The sequence below is a fragment of the Paraburkholderia tropica genome (genome assembly GCF_914484835.1).
Classification (GTDB): Bacteria; Pseudomonadota; Gammaproteobacteria; order Burkholderiales; family Burkholderiaceae; genus Paraburkholderia; species Paraburkholderia tropica_A.
Genome location: NZ_CAJZAR010000040.1, coordinates 39,852 through 64,351 on the forward strand (window position 1 = coordinate 39,852; position 24,500 = coordinate 64,351).

The window sequence follows — 24,500 nt, forward strand, 5'->3', positions numbered from 1 at the left end:
GCGCGCGCCACTCATCCGAACGGCTAACGTCCGGGCAGCAGCTTCTTCGCCTTGTCGAGCGGGCCCGCGCGGCCCTTGCTGGGTTTGGTGCCCGGCTTGAAGAGTTTGACGGTGCGCACCGCCTGATCGTCGCTGCGCAGCACTTCGAGCTTGACGTCGCCGATCTGCAGGCACACGTCGCCTTCGGGAATCTCTTCGAGCACTTCGAGGATCAGCCCGTTGAGCGTCTTCGGGCCGTCGGTCGGCAGCTTGATCTGCAGCCAGCGGTTGAGTTCGCGCAGCGGCATGCTGCCCGGCACGATGCATTCGCCTTCGTCGTTCCAGCCGCCGCGCCCGGTGCCGCTGCGCGGCATCGTCGTCGTGAATTCGCCGATCAATTCTTCGATGATGTCTTCCGGCGTGACGAGTCCTTCGAGCTCGCCGTACTCGTTCACGACCAGCGCGATGCGGTGACGGCTTTCCTGGAAGTACTGAAGTTGCTGGAACACGGCCGTGCCGGTCGGCACGAAGTAGGGCTCGGCGAGCAGTTCGCGCAGCGTCTCGCGCTCGAAATCCTGGTTATGCAGCGCGGCGAGCGTCTTGCGCACGTGCAGCACGCCGAGCACGCGGTCGATGTCGCCTTGATAGACGATCAGCTTGTTGTGATAGCAGGTCTCGAGCTGATGCAGGATGTCTTCGAGCGGCGCGTCGTAGTCGAGCGCTTCGATACGCCGGCGCGGAATCATCACGTCGTCGACGGTGATGTTTTCGAGGTCGAACAGATTCAGCAGGATGCTGCGGTGCTTGGTCGGCATGAAGCTGCCCGACTCGAGCACGATGGTGCGCAGTTCCTCGGTCGAGAGGCGCTGGTCGCGCGCCTTGTGCGTGTTGATGTGCAGCACGCGCAGGATGGCGTTCGCGAAACCGTTCACGAACCAGATCACGGGCTTGGTCACGCGCATCAGCGGCGCGATCAGCAGACTCGCGGGCAGCGCGATCTTCTCGGGAAAGGTGGCGCCGACGATCTTCGGCGTGATTTCCGCGAACACGATGATCAGAAACGCAACGATGCCGGTGGCGACCGACAGCACCAGATTGTCGTGGCCGAACGTGTGCAGCGCGATCGAGGTGGTGAGCACCGGAATGATCGTGTTGAACAGATTGTTGCCGATCAGGATGACCGAGAGCAGCAGGTCAGGGCGGACGAGCAGCTTCTGGGTAGTCTTCGCGCCGAGCGCGCCGTGGCTCGCGAGATATTTGAGCCGATGGCGGTTGAGCGCCATCATCGCCGTTTCGGAGATGGAGAAGAAGCTGGAGCAGATGAGCAGGACGAAAACGGCGGAAATCTGCGCCCATAAGGGAAGGTGGTCCACGCTTGGAGACAGTGAGGGGAGCGGATGGGGAAACTATAACAGAGGGTGCGCGCGCCAAATTCGCGCGGGGCGGGTGCTTGTCGCCACGTTGGCCGTTGGGATAAGACGTTCCGGTCTGCGAGGCCGATGTGGCCAGATGCAGCCGGTGCGCAGCGCACGCACGAAAAAAGGACGAAAAAAAACCGCACAACGTTGTGTGCGGTTTTTTTTGAAATTCTGGTCGGGGTGAGAGGATTCGAACCTCCGGCCTCTACGTCCCGAACGTAGCGCTCTACCAGGCTAAGCTACACCCCGAATTTTTACTGCCAGAACTCTTCGATCTGCTTCGTCTTGTTCAAGACTGGCGCGTCGTCGAGTAAGAACATAATTCTAGCAGGCTCTCTTTGTATTGGGAAGAGGGAAATGAAGAAATTGCATCGGCGGCTGCTTGAGCCTCGGCTTTCGCGCATTGCAGCGTGTGATCGAGCGCGCCCGAACGCGTGATCGCCGCGAAGATTTCGTCGAAGCGCGTGGTGCCGCCTTGCTCGATCGCCTCGCGCGCGAGCGCCGCTTCCGCGGGCGTGCCGTGCTCGATCAGCCAGATCAGCGGCAGGGTGGGCTTGCCTTCGCGCAGGTCGTCGCCGGCGTTCTTGCCCATCGATTCGGGCGTGCCCGTGTAGTCGAGCCAGTCGTCCATGATCTGGAACGCCGTGCCGATGCGTCGGCCGTATTCCGCCGCCGCTTCTTCCGTGCGCGCGTCGGCGCCCGAGAGCACCGCGCCCAGCTGCGCCGCCGCCTCGAACAGCTTCGCCGTCTTGTAGCGGATCACTTGCATGTAGCGCGTGGTGTCCACGTCGGCATCATGCATGTTCAGGAGTTGCAGCACTTCCCCTTCGGAAATGATCGTGGTGGCCTGCGAGAGGATTTCCATCACGCGCATCTTGCCCACGCCCACCATCATCTCGAACGAGCGCGAATACAGATAGTCGCCCACCAGTACGCTCGCCGCGTTGCCGAACAGCGCGTTGGCCGTCTGGCGGCCGCGCCGCAGGTCCGATTCGTCGACGACGTCGTCGTGCAGCAGCGTGGCCGTATGGATGAACTCGACCACCGCCGCGAGCGTATGCCGCTGCGGGCCGCGGTCGCCGAGCGCGCCGGCCACGAGCAGCAGCAGCGCCGGACGCAGCCGCTTGCCGCCCGCACTGATGATGTACTCGGAGATCTGATTGATCAGCATCACCTCGGACGCCAGACTCTGCCGGATGACACGGTTCACCTGCTCCATGTCGCTGGCGATGGGGGCAAGCAGGGTGGCTGCGCTGGGGGAGGGGGTGGCAGTGGACGACATGATGGCAAATAGGTGTAGTGCCGCGGATTATAAGGCGAATCGGCCAGATGCCGGACGCTCCCCTGCCGTCCGGCCAGGGTTTTGGCCGCGCTTTCGTCGATGCTTCCCTCTATTCGGACCCCATGCGGTAGAGCGCCTGGGCGGGGCTGGCGGGTCTCGCGGGCGACGTTCAAGCGGCGCTCAGACAAGGCTGGAGCGGCTCGCGCGGGTTTTCGGCGGGTTGTCAACGCGCGCGTCAAACCTTTTGACCGTGCAGCTAACTCTATGTATAATCTAAGGTTTCGGGCGCGCAGTGCGTCTGAAAAGATATTTTAGAGTGAGGTTCTCAATGTACGCGGTCATAAAAACCGGCGGCAAGCAGTACAAGGTTGCTGTTGGCGAAAAACTTAAAGTAGAACAGATACCGGCTGACATTGACGCAGAAATCACGCTCGACCAGGTTCTCGCAGTGGGCGAAGGCGAATCGATTAAGTTCGGTACGCCGCTGGTCAGTGGGGCTTCCGTCAAGGCCACCGTTGTGTCGCAAGGCCGACACGCCAAAGTGACCATCTTCAAGATGCGTCGCCGGAAGCACTACCAGAAGCATGGCGGCCACCGCCAGAACTACACCGAACTGCGCATCGACGCGATCAACGCGTAAGCGCACGCAGGTAAAGGAGCAAACAAATGGCACACAAAAAGGCAGGCGGGTCGTCACGTAACGGCCGCGACTCAGAGTCGAAACGACTTGGCGTCAAGGTGTTCGGCGGCCAGGCGATCCTCGCAGGCGGCATCATCGTTCGCCAGCGCGGCACGCGTATGCACCCGGGCCTGAACGTCGGCATCGGCAAGGACCACACGCTCTTCGCGCTGGTCGACGGCCATGTCGCGTTCACGACCAAGGGCGCTGCGAACAAGCACACGGTCAACGTCGTTCCGGCAGCGGCCTAAGTTCTAGTCCGCTCGCAATCGACGCAAGGAAGGCCCCGCGAAGTTTGCGGGGCCTTTTGTTTATCTGTTGCTTTATCTGGGTTTCGATCCAGATCGCCAATCACGAACGTGCCTGGCGCCTGTCGGCTTCCACCGGCCATTCGGCCAGGTGGGCAAGCACGGCGACGGCGCGCACAATACATTGGCAAAATAACGACACTCACCGAATACGGGACGGAGTAACGCATGAAGTTCATTGACGAAGCGAAGATCGAAGTCATCGCCGGCGATGGGGGCGATGGCAGCGCGTCGATGCGGCGCGAGAAGTTCGTCCCGTTCGGCGGGCCGGACGGCGGCGACGGCGGGCGAGGCGGCAGCGTCTACGCCGTCGGCGACCGCAATATCAATACGCTGATCGACTACCGCTATACGAAGAAGCATCTGGCGCGCAACGGCGAAAACGGCCGTGGCGCCGACTGCTACGGCAAGGGCGGCGACGACATCACGCTGCGCATGCCGGTCGGCACGGTCATCAGCGACATGGACACGGGCGAGCTGATCGCCGACCTCACCGAGCACGACCAGAGCGTCATGGTCGCGAAGGGTGGCGCGGGCGGCCTCGGCAACCTGCATTTCAAGTCGTCCACGAACCGCGCGCCGCGTCAGAAGACCGACGGCAAGCCCGGCGAGCGCCGCATGCTCAAGCTCGAGCTGAAGGTGCTGGCCGACGTCGGCCTGCTCGGCATGCCGAACGCGGGCAAGTCCACGTTCATTTCCTCGGTCTCGAACGCCAAGCCGAAGATCGCCGACTACCCGTTCACCACGCTCGCGCCGAACCTCGGCGTGGTGCGCGTGGGTCCGAGCAAGAGCTTCGTGATCGCCGACATTCCGGGCCTGATCGAAGGCGCGGCGGAAGGCGCGGGCCTCGGCCACCAGTTCCTGCGCCATCTGCAGCGCACGAACCTGCTGCTGCATCTTGTCGACATGGCGCCGTTCGACGACAGCGTCGACCCGGTCGCGGAAGCGAAGGCCATCGTCGAGGAACTGCGCAAGTACGACGAGACGCTGTTCGATAAGCCGCGCTGGCTCGTGCTCAACAAGCTCGATATGGTGCCGGAAGACGAGCGTGCCGCGCGCATCGCCGACTTCGTGGAACGTTTCGAGTGGGATGGCCCGGTGTTCGAGATTTCGGCGCTCACGGGGCAGGGCTGCGAGAATCTTTGCTACGCGATTTACGACTACGTCTCCGAGCATTCGGACGCGCGTCGCGCCGAGGAAGCGGAAGATCTCGCCTCCGACGTGCGCTTCCGCGGCAGCGAGGGCGCGGCGCCCGACGCCGGTCAGCCGCAGGAGTAATTCGCGGTCATTCGCAGTTCAAGCCGGCGCGCAGGCCGCGCCGGCCGCTTCACGCGTCATCAAGTCAATTGGGAGACCGCGCAGCATGCGTTCCGTCATCGCCGATTCCCGGCGTCTGGTAGTGAAAGTCGGTTCGAGCCTCGTCACCAACGACGGCCGTGGGCTCGATCATGCGGCCATCGGCCGCTGGGCCGCGCAGATCGCGGCGCTGCGCGCGCAGGGCAAGGAAGTCGTGCTCGTGAGTTCGGGCGCGATCGCCGAAGGCATGCAGCGTCTCGGCTGGAGCAAGCGTCCGCGTGAGATCGACGAATTGCAGGCGGCCGCGGCGGTCGGGCAGATGGGGCTCGCGCAGGTCTACGAAAGCCGTTTTTCCGAACACGACATCCGCACCGCGCAGATCCTGCTCACGCATGCCGACCTCGCCGACCGCGAGCGCTATCTGAACGCGCGCTCCACGCTGCTCACGCTGCTGCGTCTGGGCGTGGTGCCGATCATCAACGAGAACGACACCGTGGTCACCGACGAGATCAAGTTCGGCGACAACGACACGCTGGGCGCGCTCGTGGCGAACCTGATCGAAGGCGACGCGCTCGTCATCCTCACCGACCAGAGCGGGCTCTACACGGCCGATCCGCGCAAGGACCCGACCGCCACGCTCGTGCAGGAAGCCGACGCGGGCAAGCCCGAACTCGAAGCCATGGCGGGCGGCGCCGGGTCGAGCATCGGGCGCGGCGGCATGCTCACCAAGATTCTCGCGGCCAAGCGCGCGGCGCATAGCGGCGCGAACACGGTCATCGCGAGCGGCCGCGAGGAGCAGGTGCTGGTGCGGCTCGCGTCGGGCGAGGCAATCGGCACGCAACTCATCGCGCGCACCGCGCGCATGGCCGCACGCAAGCAGTGGATGGCCGACCATCTTCAGGTGCGCGGCCACGTGGTGATCGACGACGGCGCGGTGCAGAAGCTCACCGCCGACGGCAAGAGCCTGCTGCCCATCGGCGTGACCGGCGTGCAGGGCGCGTTCGCGCGCGGCGAGGTCATCGCGTGTCTGAACGCCGAAGGCCGCGAGGTCGCGCGCGGGCTCACGAACTACAGCAGCGCCGAAACCAAGCTCATCCAGCGTCACGCGAGCAGCGAGATCGAAGGCGTGCTCGGCTACATGCTGGAGCCCGAACTGATCCATCGCGACAATCTCGTGCTGATCTGAGCGTCTGCCGCCTGAAGCGGCATCGAGGCGCATCAAGACGTAAAAAAGCCGCAACGATCATCGACCCTTGCGGCTTTTTTCTTTGCGCCGCCGCTCAGGCGAGCGGGCGGGGCGAAGGATGGTGACGTCTGGCGCCGCGATCAGCGCACGAGCGTCGACTGCGTGCGGCCGAAGCGGATGTTCTCGACGATGGTCGAGGCCTTCGCGATCGGCATCTTGTTCGCGCAGAAGTAATCCTGATACAGCGCCGAGCGGTACGCGTTGAGCGTGCCGTTCTCGATGCGCGACCAGTCGTTCGCGACGGTCTGATCCCAGCCGTTGTGATCGGCGTTCAGGCTCGCGTAGAGACGCCACTCGTAGGTGTCGCAGCGAATGCCTTCGTAGTTGATGTTGCGCGCGCCGCTCTGGCTCGTGATGACGATGGTGTAGCGCACCACGCCGTCGTTGCCCACCGTGAGCGAAGCCGGGTCGATGGCGAACTTGAGCGGCGTGTTGTTCGACACGTCGAACGTCAGCAACTGGGTGCCCGCCTGCGGCAACGCCGGCAATCCTGCGAGCTTGTCTTCCTGCCAGTCGCCCTTGCGGTCGAGCAGATAGGTGAACGCGCTGTCGTCCTTGTTGGTGGGGCCGGAGCTGCCGCAACCGGCCAGCAGGACGCTACTTGCGGCCGCGGCGCACACCGCGGCAAGAGCCATTCGTTTCAAATTGGTTTTCCTTCGATGCTCCGGCGCTGGGCGCACGAATGCGCGGCGCCGCGAATGCGGACCGGCCGATGGCGCGCTGCGCATTTTGCCAGGGGCTTACGCAGCGCGAACAGGGCCGTTCCGGGCGTTCAGTGCGCCGCCACGAGAGATGATTCGCGTGACTGTGTTACTCGTGCTCGTCCGGCGCAGGCACGATGATACTCTCCGCCTCCACCGTGCCGCAGTCGCGCTCCATGACCGCGCGCACCTCGACCACCTCGGTCTCGATGTACGAGGGCTCGATCTGCACCGCCTGGGCGTGCGCCGACGTCACGATGCGCGGGTAGCGCACCTCGTGCATATGCCCGTGCGGACCGGCGCTGCGTTCCACACGCGGCGCAGCGGGCCGCCGCAGAAAACGCGACAGCTCCGTTAGCGCCAGTTGATAGACGTCACGCTTGAACTCGATGACCGCTTCGAGCGGCACCCAGTATTCATTCCAGCGCCACGCATCGAACTCAGGATGCTCCGTTGCCCGAAGGCAGATATCGCAGTCGCGCCCGACCATGCGCAGCAGAAACCAGATCTGTTTCTGACCGCGATAATGGCCGCGCACTTCGCGCTTGATGAACTTGTCCGGCACCTCATAACGCAACCAGTCGCGTGTGCGACCGATGATCTTGACGTGCTCAGGATGCAGACCGGTTTCTTCGTGCAACTCCCTAAACATTGCCTGCATGGGGGTCTCACCATACTTGATGCCCCCTTGCGGAAACTGCCAGGAATGTTCGCGAACCCGTTTGCCCCAAAACACCTCGTTTCGCGCGTTCAAGAGGATGATGCCGACGTTCGGGCGAAACCCCTCACGATCCAGCATACAACCACCTTCGAATCCTTTAAAATTGCTTTGATTATAAACAGATAACGGTCCTCACGCACCCGACGGCCAGAATATCGGACCGATTTGCCGCGATTGCGCAAAAGCGCCCTGGCGGCGCGATCGGCGCCGAACCTGGCGGGCGTCATCGGTGCGGCGCACGGCGCGTTGTCATAATGGCGGTTTCCTGAACTCCACCGTTGGTCTCTCTTCGGGCGGTCCGCACTGGCCGCCGCTTTTGGAAAATCTGAATGAAAGCCTCCCGTTTCTTTATCGGCACCCTGAAGGAAGCGCCGGCTGACGCCGAAATCGTCAGCCACAAGTTGATGGTCCGCGCGGGCATGATCCGCCGCGTCGCGGGCGGCATCTACAACTATCTGCCGATCGGCCTGCGCTCGATCCGCAAGGTCGAGCAGATCGTGCGCGAGGAAATGAACCGCGCGGGCGCCATCGAACTGCTGATGCCGGCGGTGCAGCCGGCCGAGCTCTGGCAGGAATCGGGTCGCTGGGAACAATACGGGCCAGAACTGCTGCGTTTCAAGGACCGTAAGCAAAGCGATTTCGTGATGGGGCCGACGCACGAGGAAGTCGTCACCGACATCGCGCGCAATCAGATCAAGAGCTATCGCCAGCTGCCGGTGAACTTCTATCAGGTGCAGACGAAGTTCCGCGACGAAATCCGTCCCCGTTTCGGCGTGATGCGCGGCCGCGAATTCATCATGAAGGACGCGTATTCGTTCGATAAGGACGTCGACGGCCTGAAGCTCTCGTACCAGAAGATGTACGACGCCTACGTGCGCATCTTCACGCGCCTCGGTCTCGATTTCCGCGCGGTCGTGGCCGACAACGGCTCGATCGGCGGCAGCGGTTCGCACGAATTCCACGTGATCGCGGAAACCGGCGAAGACGACATCGCCTACTGCCCGAGCTCGGAATTCGCCGCCAACGTCGAAGCGACCGACGCGCTGCCGCTGATCGCCACGCGCGGCGCGGCGAGCGAAGCGCTCACGAAGACCTCGACGCCCGGCGCGGCGAAGTGCGAGGCCGTGGCCGAACTGCTCGGCATGCCGCTCGAACGCACCATCAAGTCGATCGTGCTCGCGACGGACAACGAAGGCGCCGAACCCACCATCTGGCTGCTGATGCTGCGCGGCGACCACTCGCTCAACGAGATCAAGGTCGGCAAGCTCGAAGGCCTGAAGGGTTTCCGCTTCGCGACCGAAGCCGAGATCGTCGAGTGGTTCGGCACGCCGCCGGGCTACCTCGGTCCGCTCAACACGAAGAAGCCGGTCAAGGTGGTCGCCGACTCGACGGTCGCGAACATGAGCGACTTCGTCGTGGGCTCGAACGAAGTGGACTTCCACACCACGGGCGTGAACTGGGGCCGCGATCTGCCGGAACCGGTCGTCGCCGACATCCGCAACGTGCAGAAGGGCGACCCGTCGCCGGACGGCAAAGGCGTGCTCGACATCTGCCGCGGCATCGAAGTGGGCCACGTGTTCCAGCTCGGCACCAAGTACTCGGAAGCGATGAGCGCGACGTACCTCGCCGAAAACGGCAAGCCCGCGCCGATGCAGATGGGCTGCTACGGCATCGGCATCACGCGTATCCTGGGCGCCGCGATCGAGCAGAACTTCGACGACAAGGGCATCATCTGGCCGGAATCGATCGCCCCGTTCCAGGTGGTCGTGTGCCCGATGGGCATGGACCGCAGCGAACTCGTGCGCGAGCACGCCGAGCGCGTCTATAACGAACTGGTCGCAGCGGGCGTGGACGTGATCCTCGACGACCGCGGCGAGCGTCCGGGCGTGATGTTCGCCGACTGGGAACTGATCGGCGTGCCGCATCGTCTCGTGATCGGCGATCGTGGTCTGAAGGACGGCAAGATCGAGTATCAGGGCCGCCGCGACACCGAAGCCACGCTGCTGCCGGCCGAAGAGGCCGCGCAGACGGTGGCGCAGAAGATCGCCGCCGCGCTGGCTGTTTGATGCGCGACGTCGTTCACCTCGGCTAAAGGAGCGCCGCGAGCGTGGAATACAGTTTCCTGTCCGCGACGGTCCTGCTGCTGCTGATCACCGATCCGCTCGGCAACATTCCGTTGTTCATCGGCTGTCTGCGCGGTGTGGCGCGGGAGCGCCGGGCGGTGGTGATCCTGCGCGAAGTGGCGATCGCGTTCGTGATCCTGCTCGTCTTCATGGTGGCCGGCAACGGCTTCCTGCGGATGATGGGGCTCACGGACACGTCGCTGCGCATCGGCGGCGGCATCGTGCTGTTTCTGATCGCGCTGCGCATGATCTTCCCGCATCCGGGCGGTCCGTTCGGCGCGGGCGACAAGGGCGGCGAGCCGCTCATCGTGCCGCTCGCGATTCCCGCGCTCGCGGGGCCGTCGGCGCTCGCGACCGTCATGCTGCTCACGTCGCAGGCGCCGGGCAAACTGTTCGAGTGGATCGGCGCGCTGATCGTGACGATGGCGATCTGCGCGTTCGTGCTGGTGCTCGCGGAGCGCATCCAGCAACTGCTCGGCGAGCGCGTGGTCACGGCCTTCGAGCGCTTGATGGGCCTCGTGCTGGTGGCGATTTCGGTCGAGATGATCCTCGCGGGCATCGCCGCGTTCGTGCATCACCTCTGACGCCGCGTTCTTCGACAGCAAGCTGTCGCAGGCAACAAAAAAGCCGCTTCGTTCGAAGCGGCTTTTTTTATCGGCGTGGCCCGCGCTTACGCGCCTTCGGTCAGCGCGCGAATCGTCGGCAGGTTGCGCCAGTAACCCTTGGCGTCCATGCCGCAGCCGAACACATAGCGGTCCGGCACCGAAAAACCGCAGTAGTCCGGGTGCAGCGGCTTGGTCTTCGGAATGATCTTCTCGCACAGCACGGCCGAGAGGAAACGCTTTGCGCCCATGTCCATGATGCGGTCGCGGATCGCGGCCATGGTCTCGCCTTCGTCGAGGATGTCGTCGAGCACGAGCACGACGCGGTCCTTGACCGACTCACGCGGCGCCACGCGCCACTGCATTTCCGCGCTGCCCTTGATGGCGTTGCGGTAGCGCGTGAGGTGGATGTAGTCGAACTCGAGCGGGAAGTCGAGGTGCGGCAGCAGCATGCCGGTGAACACGGCCGCGCCGCCCATCACCGACAGCACGAGCGGGAAGTCCTCGCTGACATCGGCGCGAATGGCTTCGGCCATCCGGCCGATCGACGCATTGACATCGCTCTCCGAAACGATTTCTTCGGAGTGGCGGAAAATATGGAGGGCTTCTTCGCGATTCATGACTCTGGCGGGGCAGTGGCTGTAGCTATTCAGTGTGGAAAATAACGACGGCGCGCGCTACAGCAAAAACCCGCGCTTCATTGTCCAGCTCGCGCGCCGCGTCGTGTTGGGCCGCGTGCGCACTACGCCGCGCGGCCCGCCAATCGTGACGATTCGATTAGCGCATGCCGGGCATCATGCCCTTCATGCCGCGCATCATCTTCTGCAGATTGCCGCCCTTGAGCTTCTTCATCATGGTGCGCATCTGGTCGTACTGGTTCAGCAGGCGATTGACTTCCTGCACCTGCACGCCCGCGCCCGCCGCGATACGGCGCTTGCGCGTGGCCTTGATCAGATCGGGCTTGGCGCGCTCCTGCGCGGTCATCGAATTGATGATGCCTTCCATGCGGCGCATCTGCTTTTCGGCGACGCCCATGTCGGCGCCCGAGGCCGCCTGCTGGAACTGCGCGGGCAGCTTGTCCATGAGCGACGAGAGGCCGCCCATTTTCTTCATCTGCGAAAGCTGCGCGCGGAAATCGTTGAGGTCGAAGTCGCCGCCTTTCTTGACCTTGTCGGCGAGCTTCTGCGCGGCTTGCACGTCCACGCCGCGCTGCGCTTCCTCGACGAGGGCGAGAATGTCGCCCATGCCGAGAATACGGTTGGCCATGCGGTCGGGGTGGAACACTTCCAGACCGTCGAGCTTTTCCGCGACGCCGACGAACTTGATCGGCTTGCCGGTGATGTGGCGCACGGAGAGCGCCGCGCCGCCGCGCGAGTCGCCGTCGAGCTTGGTGAGCACGACGCCGGTGAGCGGCAGGGCGTCGTTGAACGCCTTCGCGGTGTTGACCGCGTCCTGGCCGAGCATGGCGTCGACCACGAACAGCGTTTCAGCGGGCTTGAGGTACGAGTGCAGCGCGCTGATCTCGTTCATCATGGCCTCGTCGATACCGAGGCGGCCGGCCGTGTCGACGAGCAGCACGTCGTGATAGTGGCGCTTGGCCCAGTCGACCGCCGCAGCGGCGATCTCGACGGGCTTTTGATCCGGCTGCGAAGGGAAGAAGTCGGCGCCGACCTGTTCCGTCACCGTCTTCAGCTGCGCGATAGCAGCGGGGCGGTAGATGTCGCATGAAACGGTCAGGACCTTCTTTTTGTACTTCTCGCGCAGCAGCTTGGCGAGCTTGCCGGTCGTGGTGGTTTTACCCGCGCCCTGCAAACCGGCCATCAGGATGACGGCGGGCGGCGTGACGTTGAGGTTCAGCTCGGCGGCCTTGCCTTCGTAGTCGCCGCCGATCACGGCGGTCAGCTCGCGCTGCACTACGCCGACAAGCGCCTGGCCCGGCGACAGGCTGCTGATCACTTCCTCGCCGAGCGCCTTTTCCTTCACCTTGGCGATGAATTCGCGCACGACGGGCAGCGCCACGTCCGCTTCCAGCAGCGCGAGACGTACCTCGCGCAGCATGTCCTGCGTATTGGCTTCGGTCAGCCGGGCTTCGCCGCGCAGCGTCTTGACGACGCGCGCCATCCGTTGAGTGAGATTGTCGAGCATGGGGAGGCGGTGAGCAGTGCGGCTCCCGAACGTCGCGCGTGGCGCAGGAATGCGGCAAATTGCCGGGTTCCGTCGCCGCTTTATCACGCTGCGTCGTGGAAAGGGGGCCTATAGTAAACTTCGAACATGGATATTGTACTGTATGCCCTCACCGTGCTCCTGTACGGCGGATTGTGCGCCGCCGACTGGCATGCACTGCGGCGCGCCGGCGCGCCGCCGCTCCTCGGCAGCGTGCCGCCGGTCCCGGTGACGGTCGGCCCGCGCGCGCGCAGCTTCGGCGTGCTCTCGCGCTCGCTGCTGTTCGTCGCGCTCGCGGCGCACGGCGTCTTGCTGCACATGACGATCTTCCCCGCCCACGAGATGATTTTCGGCTTCGCGTTCGCGTTGTCGGCGATGTTCTGGCTCGGCGCGGTGATCTACTGGATCGAGAGCTTTTTCTTCGCGCTCGACGGTCTGCGCCTGCTGCTGCTGCCGCTCGCGGCGCTCGCCGCGATCCTGCCGCTCGTGTTCGGCGGCGTGCGGGTGCTGCCTTACGCCGCCGCGCCGATGTTCAAGCTGCATTTCGTCATCGCCAACGTCGCTTACGGGCTGTTTGCAATCGCCGCGCTGCACGCCGTGCTGATGCTCGCCGTCGAGCGCCGCCTGCACGCGCTCAAGGGCGCGGGTTTTCAGCGCAACGCGGGCAACAAAGGCGGCGGCTGGCTGTCGAACTGGATCGAGACGCTGCCGCCGCTGCTGACGATGGAAAAGCTGCTGTTCCGTCTGATCGGCGCGGGCTTCGTGCTGCTCACGGCCACGCTCGTTTCGGGCATCGTGTTCAGCGAGCAGTTGATCGACCGTCCGCTGTCGCTCGATCACAAGACGGTGTTCGCGTTCCTGTCGTGGCTGATGTTCGGCGCGCTGCTCACCGCGCGCAAGATCTCCGGCTGGCGCGGGCGCTCGGCGCTGCGCTGGGTGATCGCGTCGTTTATCGCGCTGCTGCTCGCGTATGTGGGCAGCCGCTTTGTGTTCGAGGTGCTGCTGCATCGGCAGATCGTTTGACGCCGTGTGAGGCGAGTCGATGCGGTGCGATGTGCTTTCGTTGCCGCGCCATTCCGTGATTGCACCCGAGTCGTGCACGGAGCGGCGCACTGAAACCAGATTGATTCCATGAGACAGATTTTTCTTCTGATCCTGCTGTTCGTCGTCGGGCAGTGGTTCGTCAAGGCGCTGCGCCGTGCGCAGACGCAGTCGCCGCAGTCGCGTCCGGGCGCCGATCCGCGTCAGGCCGGGCAGGGCGGCGCGTGGCGCACGAACGGCGCCGCGGGTCCGTTCGGCGGGAATGGTGCCAATGGTTCGAACGGTGGCACCAACGGTTCGAATGGCGCGAACGGTGCGAATGGCGCAAGCGGCCAGGGCGCGCTGCCCGAGCCGATGGTGCGTTGCGCCGAGTGCGGCGTGCACGCGCCGCGCAGCGAGTCGGTGAACGTAGGCGCGCAGTCGTTCTGCAGCGCCGAGCACGCGCGCGTCTATGATGCGCGCAAGTCCGGCCAGGACCGCGCCGCGCGATGAGCGATCACGCGCAGTCTGCTGCATCGCCTGCGTCGTCGTCTGCGTTGGCATCGGGTTTCGCGATCGACGCGCAAGGTTGGGCCGATGGCGCGCGCCGCCTGCCGTCGCCGAACTTCGAGGCGCGTCCTGAAGGCGCGACGCCGACGCTCATCGTCGTGCACAACATCAGCTTGCCGCCCGATACCTTTGGCGGCCCCGAGATCGCCGATTTATTTCTCAATCGCCTCGACTGCGACGTGCATCCGTACTTCGATACGCATCTGCGCGGCGTGCGCGTCTCGGCGCATTTCGTGATCCATCGCGACGGCACGCTCGAACAGTTCGTCTCCTGCGACGAGCGCGCGTGGCACGCGGGCCTCTCGAACTTCTTCGGGCGCGAGCGCTGCAATGACTTCTCGATTGGCATCGAACTCGAAGGCAGCGACACGCAGCCCTTCGAACCCGCGCAATACGCCACGCTCGCTCCGCTCGTGCGCGCGCTCGCGGCGCACTATCCGATCGACGCGCTCGCCGGTCACTCGGACATCGCGCCGGGACGCAAGACCGATCCGGGTCCGCATTTCGACTGGGCGCGTCTGCAGCGCGAGACGCAACTGGGCGACGCGTTCTTTCCCTATCTGCACGCGCGCGCGTGATGTGCGCGCGGCAGTTTCGGCGTCGCCAGCGTCGTCGTGACGCAGCGTGACGCGCCAAAGCGCAACTAAACAGTAAGCCTCGGCGGCGCGCTAACCGCTGCGTCGCGTGCGGGCTTTCTGACGCAGCGAAACCCTTGTTTCGCCCGAATGCCCGCGCCGTCTGGGCTTCGCGCCGCAGCCCTCTTTGTCAATACTTCGGTCGTGAAATTTAGCCGTTGCACGTCCGGCAAGTTCCACTATACTTCGTACCCGAAGCACGGCTTTACACCATATGTTGTGTTGTTCCGCGGCGCCCCGCTCTCCGAGCACGGCGCCGCACGCATTAGCGGCATAGGAAAAGAACTTTGTGCGGTGCAGTCGGGCGAGAACCGGCGCACCGGCTGTAATCGAGAGAAAAGGTACAGCCAATGATCGCGGCATCCACGATGAAGACCGTCACGCTCTGTGGTTCATCAGCATTGCCGCATCCGGCAGCCTCGCCAGGCTGGCTTTTTGTCTCCGCCCATTCGTCCGCGCACACGGGGGCGCGGCGCCCGTATTAATTCGCGAAATCCTTCGCATATTTCCAGGACCAGGAGCTTTGCACATGCAAACGACCGATAACGTCTCGACCCGGTATGAAGGCGCGCCGGCCGCGCACACGCTGGGTGGTCAGTCGCAGGACGGCCAGGCCAGCGCGGCGCAATACGCCGACCACAAGATCATTCGCCGTAACGGCAGTGTCGTGGGCTTCGAGCCGTCGAAGATCGCCATCGCAATGACCAAGGCGTTCCTGGCCGTCAATGGCGGACAGGGTGCGGCGTCGGCGCGCGTTCGCGAAGTCGTCGAACAGCTCACGCAGAACGTGGTGCGCGCGCTGGTGCGCAGCCGCCCGAACGGCGGCACGTTCCACATCGAAGACATTCAGGATCAGGTCGAACTCGCGCTGATGCGCGGCGGCGAGCACAACGTCGCGCGTGCCTACGTGCTGTATCGCGAGAAGCGCAACCAGGAACGCGCGCACGCGCCGGAAACGGCAGCGCCCGCAGCGCCTGGCATCAACGTCACCGACAACGGCGTGACGCGTCCGCTCGACATGCACGCACTGCGCGCGCTGATCGTCTCGGCCTGTGAAGGTCTGGGCGACGCCGTGAACGCCGACCCGATCGTCGCGGAAACGATCAAGAACCTGTACGACGGCGTGCCGATGACGCAGGTCTACGACTCGGCCATCCTCGCCGCCCGCACGATGATCGAAAAGGACCCGGCGTACAGCCAGGTCACGTCGCGCATCCTGCTGCACACGATCCGTCGCGAAATTCTGGAAGAAGAAGTCACGCAAGCCGACATGGCCGTGCGTTACCCCGACTACTTCCCGCAGTTCATCAAGCGCGGCGTCGAAGCCGGCCTGCTCGACGACAAGCTCCAGCAGTTCGACCTCAAGCGTCTGGGCAATGCGCTGAACGCGAACCGCGACCTGCAGTTCGGCTACCTCGGCCTGCAGACGCTGTACGACCGCTACTTCCTGCACGTGCACGGCACGCGCATCGAAATGCCGCAGGCATTCTTCATGCGCGTCGCGATGGGCCTGTCGCTCAACGAGATCGACCGTGAAGCGCGCGCGATCGAGTTCTACAACGTGCTCTCGTCGTTCGACTTCATGTCGTCGACGCCGACGCTGTTCAACTCGGGCACGCACCGCTCGCAGCTCTCGTCGTGCTACCTGACGACGGTCGCCGACGACCTCGACGGCATCTACGAAGCGCTCAAGGACAACGCGCTGCTCTCGAAGTTCGCGGGCGGTCTGGGCAACGACTGGACGCGCGTGCGTGCACTCGGTTCGCACATCAAGGGCACGAACGGCAAGTCGCAAGGCGTGGTCCCGTTCCTGAAGGTCGTGAACGACACGGCCGTCGCGGTCAACCAGGGCGGCAAGCGCAAGGGCGCGGTCTGCGCGTACCTGGAAACGTGGCACCTGGACATCGAAGAGTTCCTGGAACTGCGCAAGAACACCGGCGACGATCGCCGCCGCACCCACGACATGAACACGGCGAACTGGATTCCCGATCTGTTCATGAAGCGCGTGATGGAAGGCGGTGACTGGACGCTGTTCTCGCCGTCGACCTGCCCGGATCTGCACGACCTGTTCGGCGCCGATTTCGAAAAGGCTTACGTCGCTTACGAAGACAAGGCCGCGCGCGGCGAGATCAAGCTGTTCAAGAAGCTGCCGGCCGCGCAACTGTGGCGCAAGATGCTGGGCATGCTGTTCGAAACGGGCCACCCGTGGATCACGTTCAAGGATCCGTGCAACGTCCGTTCGCCGCAGCAGCACGTGGGCGTCGTCCACTCGTCGAACCTGTGCACGGAAATCACGCTGAACACCAGCGACAGCGAAATCGCCGTCTGTAACCTGGGCTCGGTGAACCTCGTCGCGCACATGGTCGAACAGGCCGACGGCACGTTCGCGCTCGACCACGAGAAGCTCAAGCGCACCATCAGCGTCGCGATGCGCATGCTCGACAACGTCATCGACATCAACTACTACGCTGTGTCGAAGGCGCGCAACTCGAACCTGAAGCACCGTCCGGTGGGCATGGGCATCATGGGCTTCCAGGACTGCCTGCACGTTCTGCGCACGCCGTTTGCTTCGCAAGAGGCCGTGGAGTTCGCCGACCGCTCGATGGAAGCCGTCTGCTACTACGCGTACTGGGCGTCGACGGAGCTGGCAGCCGAGCGCGGCCGCTACTCGACCTACCGCGGCTCGCTGTGGGATCGCGGCATCCTCCCGCAAGACACGCTCAAGCTGCTCGAGGAAGCACGCGGCGGTTACGTCGAAGTCGACTCGAGCGAGTCGATGGACTGGACGTCGCTGCGCGAGCGCATCGCCACGCACGGCATGCGCAATTCGAACTGCATCGCGATCGCGCCGACCGCGACCATCTCGAACATCATCGGCGTGTCGCCGTGTATCGAGCCGACGTTCCAGAACCTCTACGTGAAGTCGAACCTCTCGGGCGAATTCACGGTGGTGAACGACTACCTCGTGCGTGACCTGAAGTCGCGCGGCCTGTGGGACGAAGTCATGGTCGCCGACCTGAAGTACTTCGACGGCATGCTCTCGCGCATCGACCGTGTGCCGGCCGACCTGCGCGCGGTCTACGCGACGGCGTTCGAAGTCGATCCGACGTGGCTCGTCGAAGCGGCATCGCGTCGTCAGAAGTGGATCGACCAGGCGCAGTCGCTGAACATCTTCATGGCGGGCGCATCGGGCAAGAAGCTCGACGAGATCTACAAGCTCGCATGGCTGCGCGGTCTGAAGACGACGTACTACCTCCGCACGATGGCGGCGACGCACGTCGAGAAGTCGACGGTGGCGCACGGCGCGCTCAACGCAGTGCCGACGGGCGGTTCGAACGGCGGCGGTGCAGCAGGTGGCGCGAACGGCGGTGCGGGTTTCGGCGCGGCCGGCGGCAACGGCGGTTCGGTGATGCAGGCGGCAGCGCCGGAAGCGGCAGTCGAAGCGTCGCCTGAAGCCGAAGGTCCGGTGTGCATGATGCGTCCGGGCGATGCGGGCTTCGAAGAGTGCGAGGCTTGCCAGTAATCGTGATGTGCGTGGCGGCAGCGCAACGGTGCTGCCACGCGACACGCGCAGTCAGCGAGTCGACGCAGTGAATCGACGGCGTGCAGCGAGTACAGACAGTAAACAGTAGTCGATGCCGTCGTCGATGCAAGTCGAAGCAAGTAAAGATGCAAGCGCGGCGCGCGCAATGCGCGCCGCCAGGTTCAGGTGATGGAAAAAAAGGCTTCAGGAATCCCTGGGGTTTTGCCTGAACGCGAAACAGGTCGCGCGAGCCAGAACGCAGCGCGCGGCGCAGCGAACGACAGACCCACGCAGGCAGCGATGTCCGCAGCGCAGTAGCAGGTTGGAGTGCAGGTCTGTCGAAGCAGCAGCGAGCGAGTCGTGAAGTGCGTTCGCAGCACGCAGTCGAATGCATCGCGAAGCGATGCGATGCATTCGATGAGGCGCGCGGCGAACCACGTTTTCACACACGCTCTCGATGTCGCGAAGACCCTCGAAGCTCATCGCACATGCGATGTTCGAGCGACGAATACGCGATGCATTCGCACCGCTCACACGCCGCGATCGACACGATGCGATGACAAAGTGTTGTATCGAGGTCGCAACGCGAATCGAAAACAGGATTTTTCGTGTGCGAACCCTTTTATCGCGCATGAAAAGATGGTACAAACCGTTCTAAATTGATGGTGACATTTATGCTCAACTGGGATGACGAGAACACGGCCGTAACTCCGTCGAGCGGTGCGCAGCAGAACGCAATGCGCAACCCCGCTGGCCTGGCTGTCTCTGTTCCCGAAGCGCAGTCCGCACTGCACTTCGCTCCTCAGTCTTCTTCGGCGACCAACATCTTCTCCGCCGACTTCGCAGTCGCACCGCCGCCGCAGGCGCCGGTCTCGACCGAAGCCCGCGTGAATGTCGCCGACAAGCGCATCATCAACGGTCAGACCGACGTGAATCAGTTGGTCCCGTTCAAGTACAAGTGGGCCTGGGAGAAGTACCTGGCCGGTTGTGCGAATCACTGGATGCCGCAGGAAGTGAACATGTCGCGCGACATCGCCCTGTGGAAAGACCCGAATGGTCTGACCGAGGACGAGCGCCGCATCGTGAAGCGCAACCTCGGCTTCTTCGTGACCGCCGACTCCCTCGCCGCCAACAACATCGTGCTCGGTACCTACCGGCACATCACGGCGCCCGAATGCCGCCAGTTCCTGCTGCGTCAGGCATTCGAAGAGGCGATCCACACGCACGCGTACCAGTACATCGTCGAATCGCTCGGTCTGGACGAAGGCGAGATCTTCAATGCGTACCACGAGGTCAAGTCGATCCGCGACAAGGACGAGTTCCTGATCCCGTTCATCACCACGCTGACGGATCCCGCGTTCACGACCGGTACGCTCGAATCCGACCAGACGCTGCTGAAGTCGCTGATCGTGTTCGCCTGCATCATGGAAGGTCTGTTCTTCTATGTGGGCTTCACGCAGATCCTCGCACTCGGCCGCCAGAACAAGATGACTGGCGCCGCCGAGCAGTATCAGTACATTCTGCGCGACGAGTCGATGCACTGTAACTTCGGCATCGACCTGATCAACCAGATCAAGCTCGAGAATCCGCAGCTGTGGACCCCGGCGTTCCGCGCGGAGATCACCGAACTGTTCAAGCAGGCGGTCGACCTCGAGTATCGCTACGCGGAAGACACCATGCCGCGCGGCGTGTTGGGCCTGAACGCATCGATGTTCAAGAGCTATCTGCGCTTCATCTGCAATCGCCGTTGCCAGCAGATCGGTCTCGACGCACTCTTCCCGAACGAAGAAAACCCGTTCCCGTGGATGAGCGAGATGATCGACCTGAAGAAGGAACGCAACTTCTTCGAGACGCGCGTGATCGAATATCAGACGGGCGGTGCGTTGTCCTGGGAGTAATCCGGGCGCACTGCGGCAGTCAGTCTATTGGGGTGGCCGGAGGCCTCGTGCGAGGCCTCGACCGGCATGATGATTAGGAGCAGGAACGCCTGATGCAAAGCGTGCCCGGAGCCCTTGTGGCTCAACCAGGTGCAAGGCACTTTGCGAACCCTTCAGAGGGATGGGCAAACTTCCCCCCGGAAAACGGCGTGGGCCATGTGGCCGGCGCCTTCAACGAACGTTGCCCGGTGTCGGTAGCCGACGCCGGAAAGACTTGGCGCACTGTGTTTTTCAGCACGGTGCGCCTTACCGCATTCATTAGCGTAAGCGCGCGGGATCAGCGTACGCCGATGAATAGCCCGCTTCGAAGCGTGCGCCCTGAGAAGCGTTCGCGGGAAGCGGGTTTTGACGAAGGGTGTAGTTTGAACTGACTCTCATCTGAACCTGAAGGAGAAAAAAATGGCAACTGCCAAGAAGAAGCCGGCGGCCAAGAAAGCCGCAGTGAAGAAGGTTGCAGCCAAGAAGGCAGCACCGGCGAAGAAGGCCGCAGTGAAGAAGGTCGCCGTGAAGAAGGTTGCTGCGAAGAAGGCAGCACCGGCGAAGAAGGCCGCAGCGAAGAAGGTTGCAGCCAAGAAGGTCGCCGTGAAGAAGGTTGCTGCGAAGAAGGCAGCACCGGCGAAGAAGGCCGCAGCGAAGAAGGTCGCAACGAAGAAGGTTGCAGCCAAGAAAGTCGCCGTGAAGAAGGTTGCTGCGAAGAAGGCAGCACCGGCGAAGAAGGCCGCAGCGAAGAAAGTTGCCGCCAAGAAAGTCGCGGTGAAGAAGGTCGCAGCGAAGAAGGCTGTTGCCAAGAAGGCGCCGGCGAAGAAGGCCGCTGCTGCCAAGAAGGCTGCGCCTGCGAAGAAGGCTGCTGCCAAGAAGGCCGCGCCTGCGAAGAAGGCTGCGCCTGCCAAGAAGGCTGCGCCTGCCAAGAAGGCTGCGCCTGCCAAGAAGGCTGCCGCGAAGAAGGCTGCCAAGAAGGCGCCTGCGAAGGCTGCCGCTGCTGCGCCTGCTGCGCAACCGGCTGCGCCCGCTGCAACCGTGAAGACGGCGCTGAACCCGGCTGCTGCATGGCCGTTCCCGACGGGCAGCCGCCCGTAAGCTGTACGAGTCGAAGCGCGCGCGGGTCAGCAAGAACGCGCGCTTCGTTGATCGAGCGCCGCCGAGCGACTTGTGCGTTTTGCACGACCGCCGGCGGTGAGCAAGACTCGATCCCAATCCCGTCGACGGATGATTCGCGACGGGATTTTTTTCGTCCGCGCGTTTTGTCGTGGTGATGTATCGACGGGGTATCGACGTCGTGCGCCGCTGCGTTTCGCGCGCGCATGAAAAAAGGCGCATGCACAGGGGAGCACATGCGCCTGAGGTTCCGCAACGAGCACAAGGCACCGTGCGGTACAGGGGAAACCGGTCAATCAATTCATCGTCGAGCGGGCGCGCGTGGCGCGCCATCTCGTGCAACTCAAGTGCGACTCGTGTGCAGCTAAAGTGCGACTGATGCGTTAGTGCGTATCGTTCGTGCGTATTGTCAGTGCGTAACCCGCGTCACGCCGCCGCTCGAAAGCAGGCGCACACGCTCGCCGGCCTGGAACACCTCGCCGGTGGACGCTTGCGTGATGGCGCGATAGTCGCCGTTATCCAGACGCACGGTGATCTCGAGGCCATTGTGCATCGCTACGCCGTTCTCCACCGCATTACCGGCCACTGCACCCGCGATGCCGCCGATGATGCCCGTGACGATCGAGCCGCGGCCGCCGCCGATCGCGCTGCCCGCCACGGCGCCCAGCGCGCCGCCGCCGACTGCGCCCAGACCGCTGGGCTGGCCGTTGTTCGAGCTGATCTTCACCGCACGCACGCTTTCCACCGTGGCCATGCGCACCGTGGATTCGCGCTGCGCCTGCGAAGCCGTGTAGACGTCGGCGGAACTGCTGTTATACGCACAACCCGTCATGGCGAGCGTACCCGCGACCATGACGGCCACAATCAGACGACTTGTTGTTCTCATTTCCCGTAGCTCCAATGAGCGCCGCCTGGCGGCGCCCGACTTCATTGCGGCAGTTCGTAGCCGAATGCCGCCTTGAAACGTTCGTTGATCTGCGCCCGCGTGGGCGCGTAGTTCTGCGGCCCTTGATGTTCGATCTTGAGCGCGCCCATCAGGCTCGCGAGACGCCCGGTGGTGGCCCAGCCGAGCTTGTTCTCGATGCCGTAGAGGAGGCCGCCGCGGAACGCGTCGCCGCAACCGGTCGGATCGAGTACCTGCTGCGCCTGCACCGGGGGAATTTCCTCGATGGCGCCGCCATGGTAGATCTGCGAGCCGTGTTCGCCGCGCGTGACGATCAGCGCGTCGACCTTGCTGGCGATTTCCTCGAACGACCAGCCGGTGCGATGGCTCACAAGGTTGGCTTCGTAATCGTTGACCGCAACATAGGTGGCAAGTTCAATCGCGCGACGCAGCGACGCACCATCGAACAGCGGCAGACCCTGGCCCGGATCAAAGACAAACGGGATGCCTGCCTTCGCGAATTGTTCGACGTGCTGGACCATGCCGTCGAAGCCGTCCGGCGCGACGATGCCGAGCTTGACGCCCGGCGCCTCGTCAGCGCGGTTCAGATGCGATTGCATCATCGCGCCCGGGTGGAACGCGGTGATCTGGTTGTTCTCGAGGTCGGTGGTGATCATCGCCTGCGCCGACCACGTGTCGGGCAGCACGCGCACGTGCGCCTTGTTCAGGCCGAGTGTGTCGAGGCGGTCGATGTACGGTTGCGCGTCGGCGCCGCCGAGCGTCGCCATGATGCGCGCGTCGCCGCCCAGCAGGTGCAGCGAGTAAGCGATGTTGCCCGCGCAGCCGCCGAATTCGCGACGCATCGTCGGCACGAGGAAACTCACGTTCAGGATGTGCACCTGCTCGGGCAGGATGTGCTCCCGAAAGCGACCTTCGAAGGTCATGATGTTGTCGTAGGCGAGCGAGCCGCAGATCAGCGTAGCCAAGGCGGGAATTCCTGTAGTGCGTGGTGTGGATGGGGCAGCGCTTGCGCGTGGTTGCGTCTCGCTTGTCGGCCCGTCCCGGCCCGCGCGCGCAGCGCGTCGATCCCTCGGGATCTGGCTGCGCGCGAGCGGGCCGTAGCGGGCGCGCCGCCGCCGGGGATTACTTCAGTGCGGCGAGCGCGGCGTCGTAGTTCGGCTCGTTCTTGATTTCGCTGACGCGCTCGGCGTAGACGACGTTGTCGTTCGCGTCGAGCACGACCACGGCACGCGCCGTGAGGCCGGTCAGCGGGCCGCTCGTGACGTCCACGCCGTAGGCTTGCGCGAATTCATGGCCGCGGAAGGTCGACGCCGTGACGACGTTTTCGATGCCTTCGGTCGTGCAGAAGCGCGTCGCGGCGAACGGCAGGTCGCCCGAGATCACGAGCACAGCCGTGTTGTCGAGCTTGGCGGCGGCTTCGTTGAACTTGCGCGTCGAGGTGGCGCAGGTCGGCGTGTCGAGGCTCGGCACGATGTTCAGCACCTTGCGCTTGCCGGCGAAGTCGCCGAGCGAGACGGGCTTGAGATCCTTGCCGACGAGCGAGAACGCCGGGGCCTTCTGGCCCGGTGCCGGGAACGTGCCGGCGACGTCGATCGGGTTACCGCCTAGCGTGACTTGACTCATGATGTGCTCTCCGGATTCTGACTGTAGTGGTGAGTGACGCGTCCGGCGAGGCCGGACGCAAGGTGCGCGCGCCCGCGCGAAGGGCAGGCGCTGACGCGTGATTTACGGGTAGAAAATCTCGATGCGGAAATTCGACGCGACGACATTGCCGGTGTCCAGGCGCACGATCATCGTCTGCGTGCTGTGCGCGGGCAGACCGGCTTCGATGCGCGTGCCGGGCGCGGCGTAATCCTGCGGCCACAGCACGCGTCGCACGACGACGTTGTTCTGGCGGTCGAGCAGCGTGAGTTCGAGCGCCGGATACGCGAGCGCGATGTCGAAGCGGTTGCGCAGCGGCACCTTCAGTTCGAGATGATGCGGGTCGTCCACCTGACGCAGATCGGACTGCTGCACTTCGAGTCCGTCGATGTCGCGCGGCGGGCTGATGCGGCAGCCGAGCTGGGCGCAGGCCTGCTGATAGAGCGGCTGCGAAGCGGGGACGTAGACCATCACGCTTTCGCGCTGCCACCAGAGCAGTTGCGCGGCGAGCACCACGAGCAGCAGGAGCGCGATCAGCGCGCCGACGATGCGCCAGCCGAGGCGGCGCGGCGGTTGCGTGGGCGCTTCGCGCGTCACGGCGAAGGGCTCGTTGCCCTCGCGCGGTTCGAGCGCGGAAAAGGCGGGCGCGGCGGCGGC

General features: G+C 64.1%; 24 protein-coding genes and 1 tRNA gene. 13 read left to right on the plus strand and 12 right to left on the minus strand.

The genetic code is table 11. The annotated features are described in order from the left end of the window. Positions 1–23: 23 nt before the first annotated feature. From LDO54_RS11135 to LDO54_RS11145, 3 genes are all read right to left on the minus strand, one after another. Positions 24–1,352: an HlyC/CorC family transporter gene (locus LDO54_RS11135; RefSeq protein ID WP_224010196.1), complete on the minus strand. Its 1,329-nt coding sequence runs from the start codon at positions 1,350–1,352 to the stop codon at positions 24–26. A gap of 217 nt (positions 1,353–1,569) precedes the next feature. Beyond that, positions 1,570–1,646 (minus strand) — tRNA-Pro (locus tag LDO54_RS11140). A gap of 40 nt (positions 1,647–1,686) precedes the next feature. After that, positions 1,687–2,679 (minus strand): polyprenyl synthetase family protein, encoded by a 993-nt coding sequence (locus LDO54_RS11145; protein ID WP_224010198.1) that lies wholly within the window; start codon positions 2,677–2,679, stop codon positions 1,687–1,689. Positions 2,680–3,007: 328 nt separating this feature from the next. On the opposite strand from LDO54_RS11145, the gene rplU reads away from it, so the two are divergent. From rplU to proB, 4 genes are all read left to right on the plus strand, one after another. Further along, positions 3,008–3,319, plus strand: coding sequence for a 50S ribosomal protein L21 (gene rplU / locus LDO54_RS11150; RefSeq protein WP_007180329.1), 312 nt, complete (start codon positions 3,008–3,010; stop codon positions 3,317–3,319). 26 nt (positions 3,320–3,345) lie between these two features. Beyond that, the gene (gene rpmA, locus LDO54_RS11155) at positions 3,346–3,609 is read left to right on the plus strand and encodes a 50S ribosomal protein L27 (protein ID WP_065060410.1); all 264 of its coding nucleotides are present in this window, start codon (positions 3,346–3,348) and stop codon (positions 3,607–3,609) included. A 225-nt stretch (positions 3,610–3,834) separates the two neighbouring features. Further along, positions 3,835–4,944 carry an Obg family GTPase CgtA gene (gene cgtA, locus LDO54_RS11160; RefSeq protein WP_224010200.1) on the plus strand — a complete coding sequence of 370 codons (1,110 nt, stop codon included), beginning with the start codon at positions 3,835–3,837 and terminating at the stop codon, positions 4,942–4,944. 85 nt (positions 4,945–5,029) lie between these two features. Next, entirely contained in the window at positions 5,030–6,148 is a 1,119-nt protein-coding gene (proB, locus tag LDO54_RS11165) for a glutamate 5-kinase (RefSeq protein ID WP_224010202.1), read from the plus strand. 140 nt (positions 6,149–6,288) lie between these two features. On the opposite strand, the gene LDO54_RS11170 is transcribed toward proB, so the two are convergent. Then, positions 6,289–6,843: a CNP1-like family protein gene (locus LDO54_RS11170; protein ID WP_224010249.1), complete on the minus strand. Its 555-nt coding sequence runs from the start codon at positions 6,841–6,843 to the stop codon at positions 6,289–6,291. Between the two features lie 175 nt (positions 6,844–7,018). Further along, on the minus strand, positions 7,019–7,708 hold the full coding sequence (locus tag LDO54_RS11175; RefSeq protein ID WP_224010203.1) for an RNA pyrophosphohydrolase: 690 nt from the start codon (positions 7,706–7,708) through the stop codon (positions 7,019–7,021). Between the two features lie 251 nt (positions 7,709–7,959). On the opposite strand from LDO54_RS11175, the gene LDO54_RS11180 reads away from it, so the two are divergent. Next, complete coding sequence (locus LDO54_RS11180; protein ID WP_224010205.1) at positions 7,960–9,696, plus strand: proline--tRNA ligase; 1,737 nt, start codon at positions 7,960–7,962, stop codon at positions 9,694–9,696. Between the two features lie 41 nt (positions 9,697–9,737). Continuing rightward, positions 9,738–10,337: a MarC family protein gene (locus LDO54_RS11185; protein WP_224010207.1), complete on the plus strand. Its 600-nt coding sequence runs from the start codon at positions 9,738–9,740 to the stop codon at positions 10,335–10,337. Between the two features lie 86 nt (positions 10,338–10,423). Here LDO54_RS11185 and LDO54_RS11190 read toward each other — a convergent pair whose 3' ends face one another. Then, positions 10,424–10,975, minus strand: a complete 552-nt coding sequence (locus LDO54_RS11190) for a hypoxanthine-guanine phosphoribosyltransferase (protein ID WP_224010209.1) — start codon at positions 10,973–10,975, stop codon at positions 10,424–10,426. Between the two features lie 157 nt (positions 10,976–11,132). Further along, entirely contained in the window at positions 11,133–12,500 is a 1,368-nt protein-coding gene (ffh, locus tag LDO54_RS11195; RefSeq protein WP_224010211.1) for a signal recognition particle protein, read from the minus strand. A 126-nt stretch (positions 12,501–12,626) separates the two neighbouring features. Between ffh and LDO54_RS11200 the strand changes: the two genes are divergently transcribed. From LDO54_RS11200 to LDO54_RS11215, 4 genes are all read left to right on the plus strand, one after another. After that, complete coding sequence (locus LDO54_RS11200; RefSeq protein WP_224010220.1) at positions 12,627–13,541, plus strand: cytochrome C assembly family protein; 915 nt, start codon at positions 12,627–12,629, stop codon at positions 13,539–13,541. Positions 13,542–13,649: 108 nt separating this feature from the next. Then, positions 13,650–14,051, plus strand: coding sequence for a PP0621 family protein (locus tag LDO54_RS11205; protein WP_224010222.1), 402 nt, complete (start codon positions 13,650–13,652; stop codon positions 14,049–14,051). Next, positions 14,048–14,686 (plus strand): 1,6-anhydro-N-acetylmuramyl-L-alanine amidase AmpD, encoded by a 639-nt coding sequence (ampD, locus tag LDO54_RS11210; protein ID WP_436975552.1) that lies wholly within the window; start codon positions 14,048–14,050, stop codon positions 14,684–14,686. Before LDO54_RS11205 ends, ampD begins: the two co-directional genes overlap by 4 nt. Positions 14,687–15,272: 586 nt before the next feature. Next, complete coding sequence (locus LDO54_RS11215; RefSeq protein WP_224010224.1) at positions 15,273–18,266, plus strand: ribonucleoside-diphosphate reductase subunit alpha; 2,994 nt, start codon at positions 15,273–15,275, stop codon at positions 18,264–18,266. Positions 18,267–18,448: 182 nt separating this feature from the next. On the opposite strand, the gene LDO54_RS11220 is transcribed toward LDO54_RS11215, so the two are convergent. Beyond that, positions 18,449–18,712 (minus strand): hypothetical protein, encoded by a 264-nt coding sequence (locus tag LDO54_RS11220; protein WP_224010226.1) that lies wholly within the window; start codon positions 18,710–18,712, stop codon positions 18,449–18,451. Between the two features lie 228 nt (positions 18,713–18,940). Between LDO54_RS11220 and LDO54_RS11225 the strand changes: the two genes are divergently transcribed. The 3 genes from LDO54_RS11225 to LDO54_RS11235 all read left to right on the plus strand — a co-directional run bounded on the left by LDO54_RS11225 (position 18,941) and on the right by LDO54_RS11235 (position 21,280). Further along, positions 18,941–20,164 carry a ribonucleotide-diphosphate reductase subunit beta gene (locus tag LDO54_RS11225; RefSeq protein WP_224010228.1) on the plus strand — a complete coding sequence of 408 codons (1,224 nt, stop codon included), beginning with the start codon at positions 18,941–18,943 and terminating at the stop codon, positions 20,162–20,164. Between the two features lie 92 nt (positions 20,165–20,256). Continuing rightward, the gene (locus LDO54_RS11230; RefSeq protein ID WP_224010230.1) at positions 20,257–20,574 is read left to right on the plus strand and encodes a hypothetical protein; all 318 of its coding nucleotides are present in this window, start codon (positions 20,257–20,259) and stop codon (positions 20,572–20,574) included. 28 nt (positions 20,575–20,602) lie between these two features. Further along, positions 20,603–21,280 (plus strand): histone H1-like DNA-binding protein, encoded by a 678-nt coding sequence (locus tag LDO54_RS11235; RefSeq protein WP_224010232.1) that lies wholly within the window; start codon positions 20,603–20,605, stop codon positions 21,278–21,280. Between the two features lie 427 nt (positions 21,281–21,707). On the opposite strand, the gene LDO54_RS11240 is transcribed toward LDO54_RS11235, so the two are convergent. The 4 genes from LDO54_RS11240 to LDO54_RS11255 form a co-directional block, all read right to left on the minus strand. After that, the gene (locus LDO54_RS11240) at positions 21,708–22,184 is read right to left on the minus strand and encodes a glycine zipper 2TM domain-containing protein (protein WP_224010241.1); all 477 of its coding nucleotides are present in this window, start codon (positions 22,182–22,184) and stop codon (positions 21,708–21,710) included. Positions 22,185–22,225: 41 nt separating this feature from the next. Then, entirely contained in the window at positions 22,226–23,167 is a 942-nt protein-coding gene (locus LDO54_RS11245) for a carbohydrate kinase family protein (RefSeq protein ID WP_224010243.1), read from the minus strand. A 157-nt stretch (positions 23,168–23,324) separates the two neighbouring features. Further along, positions 23,325–23,825, minus strand: coding sequence for a thiol peroxidase (gene tpx, locus LDO54_RS11250; protein WP_224010245.1), 501 nt, complete (start codon positions 23,823–23,825; stop codon positions 23,325–23,327). 102 nt (positions 23,826–23,927) lie between these two features. Continuing rightward, positions 23,928–24,500, minus strand: a 573-nt coding sequence (locus tag LDO54_RS11255; RefSeq protein WP_224010247.1) for a DUF3426 domain-containing protein, incomplete at its 5' end; no start/stop codon positions are given.

What these genes read in the sequence shown, in the direction of transcription:
- LDO54_RS11180 (WP_224010205.1), top strand. Translation starts at nt 7,960, where the DNA reads ATGAAAGCCTCCCGTTTCTTTATCGGCACCCTGAAGGAAGCGCCGGCT.
- LDO54_RS11205 (WP_224010222.1), top strand. Translation starts at nt 13,650, where the DNA reads ATGAGACAGATTTTTCTTCTGATCCTGCTGTTCGTCGTCGGGCAGTGG.
- LDO54_RS11225 (WP_224010228.1), top strand. Translation starts at nt 18,941, where the DNA reads ATGCTCAACTGGGATGACGAGAACACGGCCGTAACTCCGTCGAGCGGT.
- LDO54_RS11200 (WP_224010220.1), top strand. Translation starts at nt 12,627, where the DNA reads ATGGATATTGTACTGTATGCCCTCACCGTGCTCCTGTACGGCGGATTG.
- LDO54_RS11235 (WP_224010232.1), top strand. Translation starts at nt 20,603, where the DNA reads ATGGCAACTGCCAAGAAGAAGCCGGCGGCCAAGAAAGCCGCAGTGAAG.
- proB (WP_224010202.1), top strand. Translation starts at nt 5,030, where the DNA reads ATGCGTTCCGTCATCGCCGATTCCCGGCGTCTGGTAGTGAAAGTCGGT.
- LDO54_RS11230 (WP_224010230.1), top strand. Translation starts at nt 20,257, where the DNA reads ATGCAAAGCGTGCCCGGAGCCCTTGTGGCTCAACCAGGTGCAAGGCAC.
- LDO54_RS11240 (WP_224010241.1), bottom strand. Translation starts at nt 22,184, where the DNA reads ATGAGAACAACAAGTCGTCTGATTGTGGCCGTCATGGTCGCGGGTACG.
- LDO54_RS11170 (WP_224010249.1), bottom strand. Translation starts at nt 6,843, where the DNA reads ATGGCTCTTGCCGCGGTGTGCGCCGCGGCCGCAAGTAGCGTCCTGCTG.
- cgtA (WP_224010200.1), top strand. Translation starts at nt 3,835, where the DNA reads ATGAAGTTCATTGACGAAGCGAAGATCGAAGTCATCGCCGGCGATGGG.
- LDO54_RS11175 (WP_224010203.1), bottom strand. Translation starts at nt 7,708, where the DNA reads ATGCTGGATCGTGAGGGGTTTCGCCCGAACGTCGGCATCATCCTCTTG.
- ffh (WP_224010211.1), bottom strand. Translation starts at nt 12,500, where the DNA reads ATGCTCGACAATCTCACTCAACGGATGGCGCGCGTCGTCAAGACGCTG.
- LDO54_RS11190 (WP_224010209.1), bottom strand. Translation starts at nt 10,975, where the DNA reads ATGAATCGCGAAGAAGCCCTCCATATTTTCCGCCACTCCGAAGAAATC.
- ampD (WP_436975552.1), top strand. Translation starts at nt 14,048, where the DNA reads ATGAGCGATCACGCGCAGTCTGCTGCATCGCCTGCGTCGTCGTCTGCG.
- tpx (WP_224010245.1), bottom strand. Translation starts at nt 23,825, where the DNA reads ATGAGTCAAGTCACGCTAGGCGGTAACCCGATCGACGTCGCCGGCACG.
- LDO54_RS11145 (WP_224010198.1), bottom strand. Translation starts at nt 2,679, where the DNA reads ATGTCGTCCACTGCCACCCCCTCCCCCAGCGCAGCCACCCTGCTTGCC.
- rpmA (WP_065060410.1), top strand. Translation starts at nt 3,346, where the DNA reads ATGGCACACAAAAAGGCAGGCGGGTCGTCACGTAACGGCCGCGACTCA.
- rplU (WP_007180329.1), top strand. Translation starts at nt 3,008, where the DNA reads ATGTACGCGGTCATAAAAACCGGCGGCAAGCAGTACAAGGTTGCTGTT.
- LDO54_RS11215 (WP_224010224.1), top strand. Translation starts at nt 15,273, where the DNA reads ATGCAAACGACCGATAACGTCTCGACCCGGTATGAAGGCGCGCCGGCC.